Raw genomic sequence first — 15204 nt, 5'->3', positions numbered from 1 at the left:
TGCTCCAAATGCAAAAAGGGGCCCGTAGGCCCCTCGAAGTCATTGGCGAAACAGCGACCTCAGGCGGCCGCGGCTTCCTCGTTGGCACCCTCAGCCTCGATGCGGGCGCGGTCGGCGGCGCCCTTGGCCGAGGTATCGCGATCGACGAATTCGATCACCGCCATCGCGGCGTTGTCACCCTTGCGGAAGCCCGCCTTCATGATGCGCAGATAGCCGCCATTGCGGGTGGCGTAGCGCGGGGCGATGGTCTCGAACAGGCGCTTGACGACGCCTTCATTGCCGATCTGCGCGATCACCTGGCGGCGGGCGTGCAGGTCGCCGCGCTTGCCGAGCGTCACGAGCTTCTCGACGATCGGACGCAGGTCCTTCGCCTTCGGCAAGGTGGTGACGATCTGCTCGTGCTCGATCAGCGATACGGCGAGATTGGCGAACATCGACTTGCGGTGGCTGATGCTGCGGGCGAAACGACGGCCTTTGAAACCGTGGCGCATGGCTCTTTTCCTTCTTCAGTTGTTCAAGAGGCCACGGCCTCTGATGGTTTTCCGCATGACCGTCGGATCGAGCGGCTCTCGCCGCCGACCCTTGGAATTCATGCTCAATATTGGTCTTCGTAACGTTTGGCGAGGTCTTCGATGTTTTCCGGCGGCCAGTCCGGCACTTCCATGCCGAGATGGAGGCCCATGGCCGCCAGCACTTCCTTGATCTCGTTCAGCGACTTGCGGCCGAAGTTCGGGGTGCGCAGCATCTCGGCTTCGGTCTTCTGGATCAGGTCGCCGATATAGACGATGTTGTCGTTCTTCAGGCAGTTGGCCGAACGTACCGAAAGCTCGAGCTCGTCGACCTTCTTGAGCAGCGCCGGGTTGAAGGCGAGCTCGGTGACGGCCTCGGTGGCGACTTCCTTCTGCGGCTCGTCGAAGTTGACGAACAGGCCAAGCTGGTCCTGCAAGATGCGGGCGGCGAAAGCGACCGCGTCCTCGCCCGAGATCGAGCCGTTGGTCTCGATCGTCATGGTCAGCTTGTCATAGTCGAGAACCTGGCCCTCGCGGGTGTTCTCGACCTTGTAGGAGACCTTCTTGACCGGCGAATAGAGGCTGTCGACCGGGATCAGTCCGATCGGCGCGTCCTCGGCGCGGTTGCGCTCTGCAGGCACATAGCCCTTGCCGGTGTCGACGGTGAACTCCATGCGGATCTCGGCGCCCTCGTCCAGCGTGCAGATCACGTGGTCGGGGTTGAGGATCTCGACGTCGCCGACCGTCTGGATGTCGCCGGCGAGCACGGCGCCCGGGCCCTGCTTGCGCACGACCATGCGCTTGGGGCCATCGCCTTCCATGCGGATGGCGATTTCCTTGATGTTGAGCACGATGTCGGTCACGTCCTCGCGCACGCCGGCGATGGACGAGAATTCATGCAGCACGCCGTCGATCTGCACGGCGGTGACAGCCGCTCCGCGCAGCGAAGACAGAAGCACGCGCCGCAGCGCGTTGCCCAGCGTCAGGCCAAAGCCGCGTTCGAGCGGCTCGGCCACCAGCGTGGTCAGCGTCTTCTTCTTCGACGAGAACTCGATCTTGTTCGGCTTGATCAGTTCCTGCCAGTTTTTCTGGATCATAAAAGTCTTCCTTCCTTTGCCCCGCCACCATCCAATCGTGGCGGGCGACACGGAAAACCGCGGAGGAACGCCTTGGCGTTCGCGCGGCGTTTAAAAATCAGACGCGGCGCTTCTTGCGCGGGCGGCAGCCATTGTGCGGGATCGGCGTCACGTCACGGATCGAGGTGATGGTGAAGCCCGCCGCCTGCAGCGCGCGGAGCGCCGATTCACGACCGGAGCCGGGTCCGCAGACCTCGACCTCGAGCATGCGCATGCCGTGTTCCTGCGCCTTCTTGGCGACGTCCTCGGCAGCCATCTGGGCTGCGAACGGGGTCGACTTGCGCGAACCCTTGAAACCCTGGGCACCGGCCGACGACCAGGCGATCGAATTGCCCTGCGCGTCGGTGATGGTGATCATGGTGTTGTTGAAGGTCGAATTGACGTGGGCAACGCCCGACGAAATGTTCTTGCGTTCGCGACGGCGAACACGAGCGGCTTCCTTGGCCATGGTATTCCTTTCAGTTGATCTCTACACCGCCGTAATGCCAGCGGCTCCACCTTGGAAAAGCGAGTAGTGAGTAGGGAATAGCGAATAGGGTCCCCTACTCGCTAACCACCACTCGCTATTCGCTCAATTACTTCTTCTTGCCGGCGATCGCCTTGGCCGGGCCCTTGCGGGTGCGGGCGTTGGTATGCGTGCGCTGGCCGCGGACCGGCAGCGAGCGACGGTGACGCAAGCCGCGGTAGCAGCCGAGGTCCATGAGCCGCTTGATGTTCATCGAGACTTCGCGGCGCAGATCGCCTTCGACCTGGTAGTCGCGGTCGATCGTCTCGCGGATCTGCAGCACTTCCGCGTCGGTCAGCTGGTTGACGCGGCGGTCCGCCGGGATGCCGACCTTGTCGACGATCTCCTGGGCAAACTTCTTGCCGATGCCGTGAATGTACTGAAGCGCGATGACGACGCGCTTGTTGGTCGGAATGTTGACGCCGGCTATACGAGCCATTTTCTTCTCTTTCTCCATTTGGGCCGGACAAGCCGGCGCTGTCGAAGTTACCCCGCGTCCGGTGGAGGCCGGCCCTTGCGGGAGTTTCCTGGTTCAAAGCGGATGCCTTGCCCGCAAGGGCAAGCAAAGTCCATGCCTGATAGGAAGACGGGCCGCCATACCCCAACGGCCCACTCCAGTCAAGCGCAATCGTTAATTGTCGGCCCGGTCTACTTCACCGCGGCCGCGAGCACCTTGCCGATCTCGGCGGTCACCGCGTCGATACTGGTCATGCCGTCGACGGTCTTGAGCTTGCCTTTGGCGTAGTAGTAGCCGATCAGCGGCGCCGTCTTCTTGTAGTATTCGCGCAGGCGCTCTTCGAACACCGCCGGATTGTCGTCCTTGCGCACCGGCTGGCCGGCGACCTTGGCGTCCTCGGCGCGTTTGACGATTCGGCCTACCAACGCCTTGTCGTCGACGACGAGTTCGATGACGGTGTCGAGCGCTATGCCGCGTTCGGCAAGCATGGCCTCGACCGCGTCGGCCTGGATCAGCGTGCGCGGATAGCCGTCGAGGATGAATCCCTTGGCGCAATCCGGCTGATCGATGCGCTCGGCGACGATGGCGTTGACGATCGCATCCGAGACCAGCTCACCGGCATCCATCACCGCCTTGGCACGCTTGCCGACCTCGGTTCCGGCCTGGACGGCGGCACGCAGCATGTCACCCGTCGAGAGCTGGGGGATGCCGTGTTTTTCAACCAGTCTTTGTGCTTGCGTCCCCTTGCCCGCTCCTGGCGGCCCAAGCAAAATCAGCCTCATCTGCTCCTCTTCCCCCCGCGCAACTTCGACTTCTTGATCAGGCCCTCATACTGGTGCGCGATCAGGTGACCCTGAATCTGCGCCACCGTATCGAGCGTGACACTGACCACGATCAGAAGCGATGTGCCACCGAGGTAGAAAGGTACGCCAGTCGCCGAAATCAGGAACTCCGGCAGCAGACAGACCAGCACCAGGTAAATGGCGCCGATGACGGTTACGCGCGTCAGAACATAGTCGATATAGTCGGCGGTACGCTCGCCCGGACGATAGCCTGGGATGAAGCCGGAGTGCTTCTTGAGCTGGTCGGCCGTGTCCTTCGGGTTGAAGACGATCGCCGTGTAGAAGAAGGCGAAGAAGACGATCATGCCCGCATAGAAGATCATGTAGAGCGGCTGGCCGTGGCCGAGCGAAGCGAGGATCGTGCTTGCCCAGGCCGGCAGGTTGGTCGCCTGCGAGAAGCCCGCCACGGTCGCCGGCAGAAGCAGCAGCGAGGACGCGAAGATCGGCGGGATGACACCGGAGGTGTTGAGCTTCAGCGGCAAATGCGAGGTATCGCCCTGGAACATGCGATTGCCGACCTGGCGCTTGGGATACTGGATGAGCAGGCGGCGCTGCGCGCGTTCGAAGAAGACGATGAGCGCAATGACGATGATGGCCAGCACGATGATCGCGAGGATGAGGCCCGTCGACAGCGCGCCGGTACGGCCGAGCTCCAGCGTGCCGGAGATCGCCCGCGGCAGGCCGGCGACGATGCCGGAGAAGATGATCAGCGAAATGCCGTTGCCGATGCCGCGCGCGGTGATCTGCTCGCCGAGCCACATCAGGAACATGGTGCCGCCGACCAGCGTGACGACTGTCGAGATGCGGAAGAACATGCCGGGATCGTTGACGATGCCGTTGCCGCCCTCGAGGCCGATCGAAATGCCGTAGGCCTGGATCAGCGCCAGGAGCACGGTGCCGTAACGCGTGTACTGGTTGATGATCTTGCGGCCCTGCTCGCCTTCCTTCTTCAACGTTTCCAGCGATGGGATGACCGAGGTCATCAGCTGCATGATGATGGAGGCGGAGATGTAGGGCATGATGCCCAGCGCGAAGATCGCCATGCGCTGCACGGCGCCGCCGGCGAACATGTTGAACATGCCGAGCACGCCCTTGCTCTGCGAGGAGAAGGCCTGGGCGAAAGCATCGGGGTTGATGCCGGGAAGCGGGATATAGGTGCCGAGGCGGTAGACGAGCAGCGCGCCGATGGTGAACCAGATGCGCTTCTTGAGATCCTCGGCCTTGGCGAAGGCCGCGAAATTCAGATTGGAGGCTAATTGTTCAGCAGCCGAGGCCATGCCTGATTCTCCGCTAGAGCGTGATGCCGAAAAATGTGGAGCGGTTTTCGGACGACATCATGCTCTACTTCTTTGATTTCTACGTCGCGCTCGATGCCGCAGCTCAGGCGGCGCGTGTCACCGAAGCTCACGAGATAAGCTCGGGACCGTAAACATGCAAGCGGCCGCGTTGACGCGGCCGCCCAATTCATCCGGTCAAAGCGCGGTTCGACGGAATATGCGAAATCATCCCGGTCGGCCGCGCTTCAAATCGCCGTTACTCGGCGGCGGCCGCTTCCGGCAGCTTCACCGAACCGCCGGCCTTCTCGATCTTCTCGATCGCGGCCTTGGAGGCGCCGGCAACGTCGAAGGACAGCTTGGCCTTGAGTTCGCCGTCGGACAGCACGCGCACGCCGTCCTTGACGCGGCGGATGACACCGGCGGCAACCAGGGCCTCGGCCGTCACGGTCGCCTTGGCGTCGAGCTTCTTGGCGTCGACGGCAGCCTGGATGCGGGCCAGCGACACGACCGTGAAGCTCTTGGCGAAGATGTTGTTGAAGCCACGCTTCGGCAGGCGCCGGTAGAGCGGCATCTGACCACCCTCGAAGCCGTTGATGGCAACGCCCGAGCGGGCCTTTTGGCCCTTGACGCCGCGACCGGCGGTCTTGCCGGAGCCGGAACCGATGCCGCGGCCGAGACGCTTCTTGGAGTGCGTCGCGCCGTCCTTGTCACGCAGATCGTTGAGTTTCATGTTTCTTCTCCTGCCCTTCCGTTCAGGCCTCGTCCACGACGCGGACGAGGTGCTGGACGGCGGCGATCATGCCGCGCACCGAAGGGGTATCTTCCAGCGTGCGCCGCTTGTGCATCTTGTTCAGGCCGAGGCCGACCAGCGTCGCGCGCTGCTCCTTCGGCCGGCGGATCGGCGAGCCGATCTGCTCGACGGTGATGGTCTTGGTAGCTTTCTTGGCCATGGTCGAAATCCCTGGTCAGCGTCGACTATTCTTCAGCCGCAACGGCGGTGCCGCGGCGGGCCTGAAGGGTCGAGTACTTGATACCGCGCGCGGCAGCCACATCCTTCGGATGCATCTGGCTCTTCAGCGCGTCGAAGGTGGCGCGAACCATGTTGTAGGGGTTCGACGAACCCATCGACTTGGCGACCACGTCATGCATGCCGAGCGTCTCGAAGACGGCGCGCATCGGACCGCCGGCGATGATGCCGGTACCCTGCTTGGCGGCGCGCAGCAGAACGCGTCCGGCGCCCCAGCGGCCCTCGACGTCGTGATGCAGCGTGCGGCCCGAACGCAGCGGCACGAAGATCATGTCGCGCTTGGCCGACTCGGTCGCCTTGCGGATCGCTTCCGGCACTTCGCGCGCCTTGCCGTGGCCGAAGCCGACGCGGCCCTTCTGGTCGCCAACGACGACGAGAGCGGCAAAGCCGAAACGACGGCCGCCCTTCACCACCTTGGCGACGCGGTTGATGTGGACGAGCTTGTCCACCATGCCGTCGTCGCGCTCTTCGCGCTCGCGGCCGCGGCCGCCATCCCTACGTTCCTGTGCCATATCCTGTTCCTTGTTCTTTTCCGGAAGCACGGGTTGCTGTTTGCCGACGCCTCATTCGGGTCGCCAGCGGCGAACTTTTCCTTTGCATGATCTTATCCGAAAAGTCTGCAACTTTTCGCTGCGCGGACCTCTCGGTTCGGGATCAAGCATTAGAAGCTGAGACCGCCTTCGCGGGCAGCCTCGGCCAGCGCCTTGACGCGGCCGTGATAGATGTACGGGCCGCGGTCGAAGACGACTTCCTTGACCCCGGCCTTGGTGGCACGCTCGGCGATCAGCTTGCCGACCGCGGCCGCGGCTGCGGTGTCGGCGCCGGTCTTGAGCGAACCCTTGAGGTCCTTCTCGAGCGTCGAGGCGGCGGCCAGCGTGTGGCCGTTGGCGTCGTCGATCACCTGCACGTAGATGTTCTTCGAGGTGCGGTGCACCGAAAGCCTCGGACGCTCGCCGGCGACCTTCTTCAGCTGGCGGCGCACGCGCTGCGCGCGGCGCTGGATGGTTTCTTTGGGGCTTGCCATAATGTCAGTTCCTTGCCTTCAGAAAACGGGGGCAACCCTGTGCGGTAGGCCAAGCCTCCCGCGGCCGCTCCCCGCGGCGTTACACTTCTGCGGCTTGGCACTTTCGAAAAGTCTGCAACTTCTCGGGGCCAGGCCTATTACTTCTTCTTGCCTTCCTTGCGCACGATGCGCTCGTTGGCATAGCGCACGCCCTTGCCCTTGTAAGGCTCGGGACCGCGATATTCGCGGATCTCGGCTGCGACCTGGCCGACCTGCTGCTTGTCGATGCCCGACACCGTGATCTCGGTCGGCTTCGGCACGGCAATGGTGATGCCCTGCGGCGTCTGATAGACCACGTCGTGGCTGAAGCCGAGCGCCAGCTGCAGGTTCTTGCCCTGCAACGCCGCGCGATAGCCGACGCCTGTGATCTCGAGCTTCTTCTCGAAGCCGTCCTTCACGCCCTGCAGGATGTTGACGATCTGCGTGCGCGACATGCCCCACTTGGAGCGTGCATTCTTGGTCTGGTCGCGCGGCTCGACGGAGATCTCGTTGTTCTCCATCTTCACCAGCACTTCGTCGTTGACCACGAACTTCAGCTCGCCCTTGGGGCCCTTCGCCGTCACGGTCTGGCCGTTGACGGACGCGGTCACGCCTTGCGGCAGCGAAACGGGTTTCTTTCCGATACGAGACATTGTTGTCTCCTTCTTTCCTTAACTGCTGTGAATGGCGAATGGCAAAATGGTGAATAGCGCGGATGACGTTCCAGCCAGTTTCACCATTCACTATTCACCATTGACCATTCGCCCCTAGAATATCTGGCAGAGGATTTCGCCGCCGACATTCTGCTCGCGCGCTTCATGGTCGGCCATGACGCCCTTCGGCGTCGAAAGGATGGCGATGCCGAGGCCGTTGGCGACGTGCGGGATCGACTTGGCCGAGACATAGACGCGACGGCCAGGCTTCGAGACGCGCTCGATCTCGCGCACAACCGGGGCGCCGTCGAAATATTTCAGCTCGATCTCGATTTCCGACTTGCCGTTTTCGAAGTCGGTCTGGCTGTAGTCGCGGATATAGCCTTCCGACTTCAGCACTTCGAGCACGCGGGCACGCAGACGCGAGGCCGGAGTCGAAACGCTCGACTTCTTGCGGCCATAGGCGTTGCGGATGCGGGTCAGCATATCGCCGAGAGGATCGCTCAATGACATCTCAGTGTCTCCTTACCAGCTCGACTTGACCAGGCCCGGGATCTGGCCGGTATTGCCAAGATCGCGAAGCGCGATACGCGAAAGCTTCAGCTTGCGATAGTAGGCGCGCGGACGGCCCGTCACCTCGCAGCGGTTACGGATGCGGATCTTGGCCGAGTTGCGCGGCAGCGCCGAAAGCTTCAACTGGGCGCGAAAACGCTCTTCCATCGGCTGGGACTGATCCATGATGATGGCCTTGAGCGCCGCGCGCCTGGCGGCGTACTGGTCGGCGAGCTTGCGGCGCCGGTTATTCTTCTCGACTGAGCTGGTCTTTGCCATTTCAGATGTTTCCTTTTTCGCTGCCGTTACTGGCGGAAGGGGAAGTTGAAGGCCTTGAGCAGCGCTCTAGCCTCGTCGTCCGTCTTCGCCGTCGTACAAACGATGACGTCCATGCCCCAGACCTGATCAACCTTGTCGTAGTTGATCTCCGGGAACACGATGTGTTCCTTGATACCCATGGCGTAGTTGCCACGGCCGTCAAAGCTCTTGGGGTTCAGCCCGCGGAAGTCGCGAACGCGCGGCAGCGCGATGTTCACGAGGCGGTCGAGGAACTCGTACATGCGTTCCTTGCGCAGCGTGACCTTGGCGCCGATCGGCATGTTCTCGCGCACCTTGAAGCCGGCAATCGAGTTGCGGGCGCGGGTGACGACGGCCTTCTGGCCGGCGATCATCGCGAGATCCTCGGCCGCGACCGAGGGCTTCTTGGAGTCCGCGGTTGCTTCGCCGACACCCATGTTCAGCACGATCTTGTCGATGCGCGGAACCTGCATGTCGTTGTCGTAGCCGAACTGCTCCTGCATCGCCTTGCGGATGGTCTCGTTGTAGACCTTCTTGAGGCGCGGCTCGTTCTTGGCAGTTGCCTGCTTGGTTTCAGCCTTAGCCATTGATGACTTCTCCCGAACGCTTGGCGACGCGCACCTTCTTGCCATCCTTCTGGATGGTGAAGCCGACGCGGGTCGGCTTGCCGTCCTTGGGGTCGGCCAGCGCGATATTCGACAGGTGGATCGGCGCTTCCTTGGTGATGATCCCAGCCTCTTGCGACTGGGTCTGCTTCTGGTGACGGCGAATGAGGTTCACGCCGCGGACGACCGCGGTGTCTTCCTTCGGCTGCACCGACAGGACTTCGCCCGAACGGCCCTTGTCCTTGCCGGCAAGCACGACGACCTTGTCGCCTTTTTTGATCTTTTGCATTGGTCCGGCTCCTTACAGCACTTCAGGCGCGAGCGAGATGATCTTCATGTGGTTCTTGGCGCGCAACTCGCGCGGAACCGGTCCGAAGATACGGGTGCCGATCGGCTCTTTCTTATTGTCGACGAGAACGGCCGCGTTCTTGTCGAAACGGATCACGCTGCCGTCCGGGCGGCGGATGTCCTTGGCCGTGCGAACCACGACCGCCTTCATCACATCGCCCTTCTTAACGCGGCCGCGCGGAATGGCTTCCTTGATCGACACCACGATGATGTCGCCGACGGAGGCGTATTTCCGCTTCGAGCCGCCCAGCACCTTGATGCACATGACACGACGGGCGCCGGAATTATCCGCGACGTCGAGGTTTGTTTGCATCTGAATCATGACTGGCCGCCTTCTTCTTTTCTAACGGGACGGGTTCTTCACCCCTCCCCGGTCTGTCCAAAATTCGGTTCGTTCGCCCGGATCAAGCCTGATCCGTAGAGACGACAACCCAGCGCTTGTCCTTGGAAATCGGCTTCGATTCCTGGATGAACACCTGGTCGCCGACCTTGTGGGCGTTGTTCTCGTCGTGCGCCTTGTACTTCTTGGTCATGCGCACGGTCTTCTTCATCACGGGATGCGTGAAGCGACGTTCGACCTTGACCACGACCGTCTTCTCGTTCTTGTCGCTGACGACGGTGCCCTGCAGGATGCGCTTTGGCATGGTCTTAACCCTTCTTGGCCGCGGCTTTTTCCGCGGCGATGGTCTTGATGCGCGCGATGTCCTTGCGGACCTGCTTCACGCGCGCGGTCTTTTCGAGCTGGCCGGTGGCCTTCTGGAAGCGCAGGTTGAACTGCTCCTTCTTGAGAGCGGCCAGGTCGTCGGTCAGCTGATCCTGGGTCTTGGTCCGGATGTCTTCGGCTTTCATGATCGCCTGTCCTTATTCTGCGATGCGCTGCACGAAGCGCGTCTTGACCGAGAGCTTGGCGGCGCCGAGACGCAGCGCTTCACGAGCGGTCTCCTCGCTGACGCCGTCGATCTCGAACATGATACGGCCGGGCTTGACGCGCGCCGCCCAGTAGTCGACGGCGCCCTTGCCCTTACCCATGCGGACTTCGGTCGGCTTCGAGGTGACCGGCAGGTCCGGGAACACCCGGATCCAGACGCGGCCGGCGCGCTTCATCTCGCGGGTGATCGCGCGGCGGGCCGCCTCGATCTCGCGCGCGGTGACGCGGTTAGGCTCAAGCGCCTTCAGCCCGAAACCGCCGAAATCCAGATTGGTGCCGCCCTTGGCGGTACCGTGGATACGGCCCTTGAACTGCTTGCGGAACTTTGTGCGCTTTGGCTGCAGCATCGTTCTAACTCCAAATTCTCAAATGTCTCAGGCGTTCTCGCGACGGCGGCCGCGTTCGCGCTCACCGCCAGCACCGCCGCCACCATGCGCGGCGTCGCCTTCGGTTGCACAGCGCTCGGAAGCCATCGGGTCATGCTCGAGGATCTCGCCCTTGAACACCCACACCTTGACGCCGCAGATACCGTAGGCCGTGTTCGCCTCGGCGGTGCCGTAGTCGACGTCGGCGCGCAGCGTATGCAGCGGCACGCGGCCTTCGCGGTACCACTCCATGCGCGCGATCTCGGCGCCGCCGAGACGGCCGGAGCAGTTGATGCGGATGCCTTCGGCGCCCAGACGCATGGCCGACTGAACGGCACGCTTCATGGCGCGGCGGAACGCGATGCGGCGCTCGAGCTGCTGGGCGATCGACTGGGCGACCAGAGTGGCGTCGATTTCCGGCTTGCGCACTTCAACGATGTTGAGGTGCGTTTCAGACTTCGTCATCTCGGTCAGCTTCTTGCGAAGCTTCTCGATGTCGGCGCCCTTCTTGCCGATGATGAGGCCCGGACGCGCGGCGTGGATGGTGACGCGGCACTTCTTGTGCGGACGCTCGATCACGACCTTCGAGATCGCGGCCTGCTTGAGTTCCTTCTCGAGATACTTGCGGATCTTGAGGTCCTCGTGCAGCAGCTGGCCGTATTCGCCGGTGTTCGCGAACCAGCGCGAATCCCAGGTACGGTTGATGCCGAGACGCAGCCCGATCGGATTGACTTTCTGGCCCATTATGCGGCCTCCCCTTTTTCCTCGACTTCACGAACGACGATCGTGAGGTGCGAGAACGGCTTTTCGATACGGCTGGCGCGGCCGCGGCCACGAGCGTGGAAACGCTTCATGACGATCGACTTGCCGACATAGGCTTCCGCCACGATCAGAGCGTCGACGTCGAGGTCGTGATTGTTTTCCGCATTGGCGATCGCCGATTCCAGCGTCTTCTTGACCGTGCCGGAAATCCGCTTGGCCGAGAATTCGAGGTCGGAAAGCGCTGTCGCGACCTTTTTGCCGCGGATCAGCGCGGCAACCAGGTTGAGCTTCTGCGGGCTGATGCGGATCGTGCGCAGAACGGCACGCGCCTCGTTATCAGCAAGCCTGCGCGGAGCTTTGGCCTTGCCCATGATTATTTCCTCTTCGCCTTCTTATCCGCGCCGTGACCGTAATAGGTCCGGGTCGGAGCGAATTCACCGAACTTGTGGCCGACCATGTCCTCGTTCACCGAGACGGGAACGTGCTTCTGGCCGTTGTAGACACCGAAGGTGAAGCCGACGAACTGCGGCAGGATGGTGGAGCGACGGCTCCACATCTTGATCACCTCATTGCGACCACCTTCACGAACCTTGTCCACCTTCTTGAGAAGGTAGCCGTCGATGAAGGGGCCTTTCCAAATCGAACGAGTCACTTGGCGTTACCTCTTCTTAGCTCTTGCGCTGATGACGCGAGCGCAGGATGAACTTGTCGGTCGCCTTGTTGGACCGCGTCTTCTTGCCCTTGGTCGGCTTGCCCCAGGGCGAAACCGGATGACGGCCACCCGAGGTGCGGCCTTCGCCGCCGCCATGCGGATGGTCGACCGGGTTCATGGCCACGCCGCGATTGTGCGGGCGCTTGCCGCGCCAAACGGTGCGACCGGCCTTGCCGTCGTTGATGTTGCCGTGGTCGGGGTTCGACACGGCGCCGACGGTGGCCATGCAGGAACCGTGCACGACACGCTGCTCGCCCGAGTTGAGGCGCAGGATCGCCATGCCCTGGTCGCGGCCGACGAGCTGGGCGTAACCGCCAGCCGAACGGGCGACCTGGCCGCCCTTGCCCGGCTTCAGCTCGATGTTATGGACGATCGTGCCGACCGGCATCGAGGCCAGCGGCATCGCGTTGCCCGGCTTCACGTCGACCGCTTCGCCAGCCACGATCTTGTCGCCGGCAGCAAGACGCTGCGGGGCCAGGATGTAGGACAGCTCGCCGTCGTCATACTTGATCAGCGCGATGAAGGCGGTGCGGTTCGGATCGTATTCGATACGCTCGACCGTGCCGACGACGTCGTACTTCTTACGCTTGAAGTCGATGATGCGGTACGAACGCTTGTGACCGCCGCCGATGAAGCGGGCCGTGATGCGGCCGTAGTTGTTGCGGCCGCCCGACTTGGTCAGGCCTTCAGTCAGGCCCTTGACGGGCTTGCCCTTGTAGAGGCCCGAGCGGTCGACGATGACCAGCTGGCGGGTGCTCGGCGTTACCGGGTTGAATTTCTTAAGTGCCATTGTCCTGTCCTCGCGGCCTTGCTCAGAGACCCGTCGCGACGTCGATCGACTGGCCCTCGGCCAGCGTCACAACCGCCTTCTTGACGTCGCCCTGGCGGCCAACGGTGCCGCGGAAGCGCTTGATCTTGCCCTTGCGGACGAGCGTGTTCACAGCCGTCACCTTGACGCCGAAGAGAGCCTCCACGGCAGCCTTGATTTCCGGCTTCGACGCCTTCTTGGCGACGTTGAAGACGACCTGGTTCTGCTCGGAAGCCATGGTCGACTTTTCGGTGATCGCCGGCGAGACGATCACGTCGTAGTGACGGAGGTCGGTCATTTAAAGCGCTCCTCGAGAGCCTCGACAGCGGCCTTCGAAAGGACCAGCGTGCCGCGGCGCAGAATGTCGTAGACGTTGATGCCCTGGATGGGCAGCACGTCGATGTTCGGAATGTTGGTCGCCGCCAGCTTGAAGTTCTGGTCAAGCTCGGCGCCACCGATCACCAGGGCGTTGGTCAGCCCCAGCGTCTCGAAATTCGCCACCAGCGCCTTGGTCTTGGCTTCGGTGAGCTTCAGCTCGTCGACGATGATCAGCGAAGCGCTCTTGGCCTTGGCCGAGAGAGCGTGCTTGAGGCCAAGCGCACGGACCTTCTTCGGCAGCTCGTGCTCATGGCTGCGAACGACCGGGCCGTGTGCCTTGCCGCCGCCGCGGAACTGCGGAGCGCGAGCCGAGTGGTGACGGGCGCGGCCCGTACCCTTCTGCTTGTACATCTTGGCGCCGGTGCGCGCGATTTCGGCGCGGCCCTTGGCCTTGTGCGTGCCCTGCTGCTTCTTGGCGAGCTGCCAGCGCACGACGCGCTGCAGGATGTCCTCGCGCGGGTCAAGGCCGAAAATCTCCTCGGAGAGTTCCACCTTGCCGGCGTCCTTGCCGCCCAGCGTTGTGATCTTGAGATCCATTATTCGGCTCCCTCAGTGGCCGGGGCTTCGTTCTTGGCGGCAGCGGCGCGGATCGCGGCCGGCTTCGGCGCATTGGCCGGCAGCGCAACCTTGGCGGCGTCGCGAACCAGGATCCATGCGCCCTTGACGCCGGGAACCGCGCCGCGGATCAGGATCAGGCCGCGATCGGCGTCGGTCGAGACGACCTCGACGTTCTGCGTGGTGACGCGGGTATCGCCCATGTGGCCGGCCATCTTCTTGCCCTTGAACACCTTGCCGGGGTCCTGGCGCTGGCCGGTCGAGCCGTGCGTGCGGTGCGAGACCGAGTTACCGTGCGTGGCGCGGCCACCGCCCATGTGGTGCCGCTTGATCACGCCCTGGAAACCCTTGCCGGTCGAGGTGCCGGTGACATCCACCTTCTGGCCGGCGACGAAATGCTCGACGGTCAGCTCGGCGCCGACGTCGATCATGTTGTCGGCGGAGACGCGGAACTCGGCGACCTTGGCCTTCGGCTCGACGGAAGCGGCGGCGAAATGGCCGCGCATCGCCTTCGACGTGTTCTTCACCTTGGCAAGGCCAACGCCGAGCTGGACGGCGGTGTAGCCGTTCTTCTCCTGCGTGCGCTGGGCCACGACCTGGCAGTTCTCCATCTGGAGAACGGTGACGGGAACGTGTTCGCCGGCATCGTTATAGATGCGGGTCATTCCCACCTTTTTTGCAATCACACCTGAACGCATCGGTTCAATTCCTTTAGAGTTCCGGGCCAGGGGCACCGCCCCTTACCGCTCTCTTATTCCCTTAGAGCTTGATCTCGACGTCGACACCGGCGGCCAGATCGAGCTTCATCAAAGCATCGACCGTCTGCGGGGTCGGATCGACGATGTCGAGCAGCCGCTTGTGCGTGCGCATCTCGAACTGTTCGCGGCTCTTCTTGTCGACGTGGGGCGACCGGTTGACCGTGAATTTTTCGATCCGCGTCGGCAGCGGGATGGGGCCGCGGACGTTGGCGCCGGTGCGCTTGGCGGTCGACACGATTTCGCGCGTCGAGGCGTCGAGCACCCGGTGGTCAAACGCCTTAAGGCGGATGCGGATATTCTGTCCGTTCATGCGTCAATTCCTTGTTCTGGCGCGGCGCGGGCAGCTCCCGCGCCCGCGACAGATCGGTTTCAGTCCAAATTACTCTTTGATGGTGACGACGATGCCGGCACCGACGGTGCGGCCGCCTTCACGGATGGCGAAGCGCAGCTTCTCTTCCATCGCGATCGGCACGATCAGCTCGACGTCGACGGTGATGTTGTCGCCGGGCATCACCATCTCGGTGCCGGCCGGCAGCGTCACGATGCCCGTCACGTCCGTCGTGCGGAAGTAGAACTGCGGACGGTAGTTGGTGAAGAACGGCGTGTGACGGCCGCCCTCGTCCTTGGTCAGGATGTAGGCTTCGGCCACGAACTTCTTGTGCGGCTTGACCGTGCCGGGCTTGGCCAG

27 protein-coding genes and 1 pseudogene are annotated in these 15204 nt (G+C 62.9%); all 28 read right to left on the bottom strand.

Annotated features, from left to right (window positions below):
* Window positions 1-59: 59 nt before the first annotated feature.
* Window positions 60-491: a 50S ribosomal protein L17 gene (rplQ, locus tag FJ980_RS17660; protein ID WP_140544883.1), complete on the bottom strand. Its 432-nt coding sequence runs from the start codon at window positions 489-491 to the stop codon at window positions 60-62.
* A 104-nt stretch (window positions 492-595) separates the two neighbouring features.
* Window positions 596-1606, bottom strand: coding sequence for a DNA-directed RNA polymerase subunit alpha (locus FJ980_RS17655; protein WP_027170350.1), 1011 nt, complete (start codon window positions 1604-1606; stop codon window positions 596-598).
* A 97-nt stretch (window positions 1607-1703) separates the two neighbouring features.
* Entirely contained in the window at window positions 1704-2093 is a 390-nt protein-coding gene (gene rpsK / locus FJ980_RS17650) for a 30S ribosomal protein S11 (RefSeq protein ID WP_006205444.1), read from the bottom strand.
* 127 nt (window positions 2094-2220) lie between these two features.
* Window positions 2221-2589: a 30S ribosomal protein S13 gene (gene rpsM, locus FJ980_RS17645; protein WP_027170351.1), complete on the bottom strand. Its 369-nt coding sequence runs from the start codon at window positions 2587-2589 to the stop codon at window positions 2221-2223.
* A 209-nt stretch (window positions 2590-2798) separates the two neighbouring features.
* Complete coding sequence (locus FJ980_RS17640) at window positions 2799-3389, bottom strand: adenylate kinase (protein ID WP_140544881.1); 591 nt, start codon at window positions 3387-3389, stop codon at window positions 2799-2801.
* A complete protein-coding gene (secY, locus tag FJ980_RS17635; RefSeq protein ID WP_140544879.1) occupies window positions 3386-4726 on the bottom strand; it encodes a preprotein translocase subunit SecY in 1341 nt (446 codons plus the stop codon). The genes FJ980_RS17640 and secY overlap by 4 nt, the downstream gene beginning before the upstream one ends.
* A 256-nt stretch (window positions 4727-4982) precedes the next feature.
* A complete protein-coding gene (rplO, locus tag FJ980_RS17630) occupies window positions 4983-5456 on the bottom strand; it encodes a 50S ribosomal protein L15 (protein WP_140544877.1) in 474 nt (157 codons plus the stop codon).
* Between the two features lie 22 nt (window positions 5457-5478).
* Entirely contained in the window at window positions 5479-5676 is a 198-nt protein-coding gene (gene rpmD, locus FJ980_RS17625) for a 50S ribosomal protein L30 (protein WP_027170355.1), read from the bottom strand.
* A 25-nt stretch (window positions 5677-5701) separates the two neighbouring features.
* Window positions 5702-6265: a 30S ribosomal protein S5 gene (rpsE, locus tag FJ980_RS17620; RefSeq protein ID WP_036260404.1), complete on the bottom strand. Its 564-nt coding sequence runs from the start codon at window positions 6263-6265 to the stop codon at window positions 5702-5704.
* Between the two features lie 149 nt (window positions 6266-6414).
* Window positions 6415-6777: a 50S ribosomal protein L18 gene (gene rplR, locus FJ980_RS17615; protein ID WP_027170356.1), complete on the bottom strand. Its 363-nt coding sequence runs from the start codon at window positions 6775-6777 to the stop codon at window positions 6415-6417.
* Window positions 6778-6914: 137 nt separating this feature from the next.
* Window positions 6915-7448 (bottom strand): 50S ribosomal protein L6, encoded by a 534-nt coding sequence (rplF, locus tag FJ980_RS17610; RefSeq protein WP_140544875.1) that lies wholly within the window; start codon window positions 7446-7448, stop codon window positions 6915-6917.
* Window positions 7449-7562: 114 nt separating this feature from the next.
* Window positions 7563-7961, bottom strand: coding sequence for a 30S ribosomal protein S8 (gene rpsH, locus FJ980_RS17605; RefSeq protein WP_066989600.1), 399 nt, complete (start codon window positions 7959-7961; stop codon window positions 7563-7565).
* Window positions 7962-7973: 12 nt separating this feature from the next.
* Entirely contained in the window at window positions 7974-8279 is a 306-nt protein-coding gene (gene rpsN / locus FJ980_RS17600) for a 30S ribosomal protein S14 (RefSeq protein ID WP_140544873.1), read from the bottom strand.
* 26 nt (window positions 8280-8305) lie between these two features.
* Window positions 8306-8884, bottom strand: a complete 579-nt coding sequence (gene rplE / locus FJ980_RS17595) for a 50S ribosomal protein L5 (RefSeq protein ID WP_036260373.1) — start codon at window positions 8882-8884, stop codon at window positions 8306-8308.
* Window positions 8877-9191: a 50S ribosomal protein L24 gene (gene rplX / locus FJ980_RS17590; protein WP_095765510.1), complete on the bottom strand. Its 315-nt coding sequence runs from the start codon at window positions 9189-9191 to the stop codon at window positions 8877-8879. The genes rplE and rplX overlap by 8 nt, the downstream gene beginning before the upstream one ends.
* A 12-nt stretch (window positions 9192-9203) precedes the next feature.
* A complete protein-coding gene (rplN, locus tag FJ980_RS17585; protein WP_006205457.1) occupies window positions 9204-9572 on the bottom strand; it encodes a 50S ribosomal protein L14 in 369 nt (122 codons plus the stop codon).
* An 82-nt stretch (window positions 9573-9654) separates the two neighbouring features.
* Window positions 9655-9894 (bottom strand): 30S ribosomal protein S17, encoded by a 240-nt coding sequence (rpsQ, locus tag FJ980_RS17580; RefSeq protein ID WP_140544871.1) that lies wholly within the window; start codon window positions 9892-9894, stop codon window positions 9655-9657.
* Window positions 9895-9898: 4 nt separating this feature from the next.
* A complete protein-coding gene (gene rpmC, locus FJ980_RS17575; RefSeq protein ID WP_042642190.1) occupies window positions 9899-10099 on the bottom strand; it encodes a 50S ribosomal protein L29 in 201 nt (66 codons plus the stop codon).
* 12 nt (window positions 10100-10111) lie between these two features.
* A complete protein-coding gene (gene rplP / locus FJ980_RS17570) occupies window positions 10112-10525 on the bottom strand; it encodes a 50S ribosomal protein L16 (protein ID WP_027170364.1) in 414 nt (137 codons plus the stop codon).
* A gap of 27 nt (window positions 10526-10552) precedes the next feature.
* On the bottom strand, window positions 10553-11287 hold the full coding sequence (gene rpsC, locus FJ980_RS17565) for a 30S ribosomal protein S3 (protein ID WP_140544869.1): 735 nt from the start codon (window positions 11285-11287) through the stop codon (window positions 10553-10555).
* Window positions 11287-11676 carry a 50S ribosomal protein L22 gene (rplV, locus tag FJ980_RS17560; protein ID WP_006205462.1) on the bottom strand — a complete coding sequence of 130 codons (390 nt, stop codon included), beginning with the start codon at window positions 11674-11676 and terminating at the stop codon, window positions 11287-11289. Before rplV ends, rpsC begins: the two co-directional genes overlap by 1 nt.
* A 2-nt stretch (window positions 11677-11678) precedes the next feature.
* Window positions 11679-11957, bottom strand: coding sequence for a 30S ribosomal protein S19 (gene rpsS, locus FJ980_RS17555; RefSeq protein ID WP_006205463.1), 279 nt, complete (start codon window positions 11955-11957; stop codon window positions 11679-11681).
* 16 nt (window positions 11958-11973) lie between these two features.
* Window positions 11974-12807, bottom strand: coding sequence for a 50S ribosomal protein L2 (gene rplB / locus FJ980_RS17550; RefSeq protein ID WP_126084116.1), 834 nt, complete (start codon window positions 12805-12807; stop codon window positions 11974-11976).
* A 22-nt stretch (window positions 12808-12829) separates the two neighbouring features.
* Complete coding sequence (locus FJ980_RS17545) at window positions 12830-13123, bottom strand: 50S ribosomal protein L23 (protein WP_140544867.1); 294 nt, start codon at window positions 13121-13123, stop codon at window positions 12830-12832.
* Complete coding sequence (gene rplD, locus FJ980_RS17540) at window positions 13120-13740, bottom strand: 50S ribosomal protein L4 (protein ID WP_095765514.1); 621 nt, start codon at window positions 13738-13740, stop codon at window positions 13120-13122. Before rplD ends, FJ980_RS17545 begins: the two co-directional genes overlap by 4 nt.
* Window positions 13740-14456 (bottom strand): 50S ribosomal protein L3, encoded by a 717-nt coding sequence (rplC, locus tag FJ980_RS17535; RefSeq protein WP_095765515.1) that lies wholly within the window; start codon window positions 14454-14456, stop codon window positions 13740-13742. The genes rplD and rplC overlap by 1 nt, the downstream gene beginning before the upstream one ends.
* A gap of 61 nt (window positions 14457-14517) precedes the next feature.
* Window positions 14518-14826, bottom strand: coding sequence for a 30S ribosomal protein S10 (gene rpsJ / locus FJ980_RS17530; RefSeq protein WP_006205468.1), 309 nt, complete (start codon window positions 14824-14826; stop codon window positions 14518-14520).
* Window positions 14827-14895: 69 nt separating this feature from the next.
* Window positions 14896-15204 (bottom strand): annotated as a pseudogene (gene tuf / locus FJ980_RS17525) (elongation factor Tu); the annotation flags it as partial.

Origin of the sequence: Mesorhizobium sp. B1-1-5 (assembly GCF_006443065.1) — a bacterium.
Lineage (GTDB): Bacteria > Pseudomonadota > Alphaproteobacteria > Rhizobiales > Rhizobiaceae > Mesorhizobium.
This window is presented reverse-complemented; position numbering and strand designations above follow the sequence as displayed.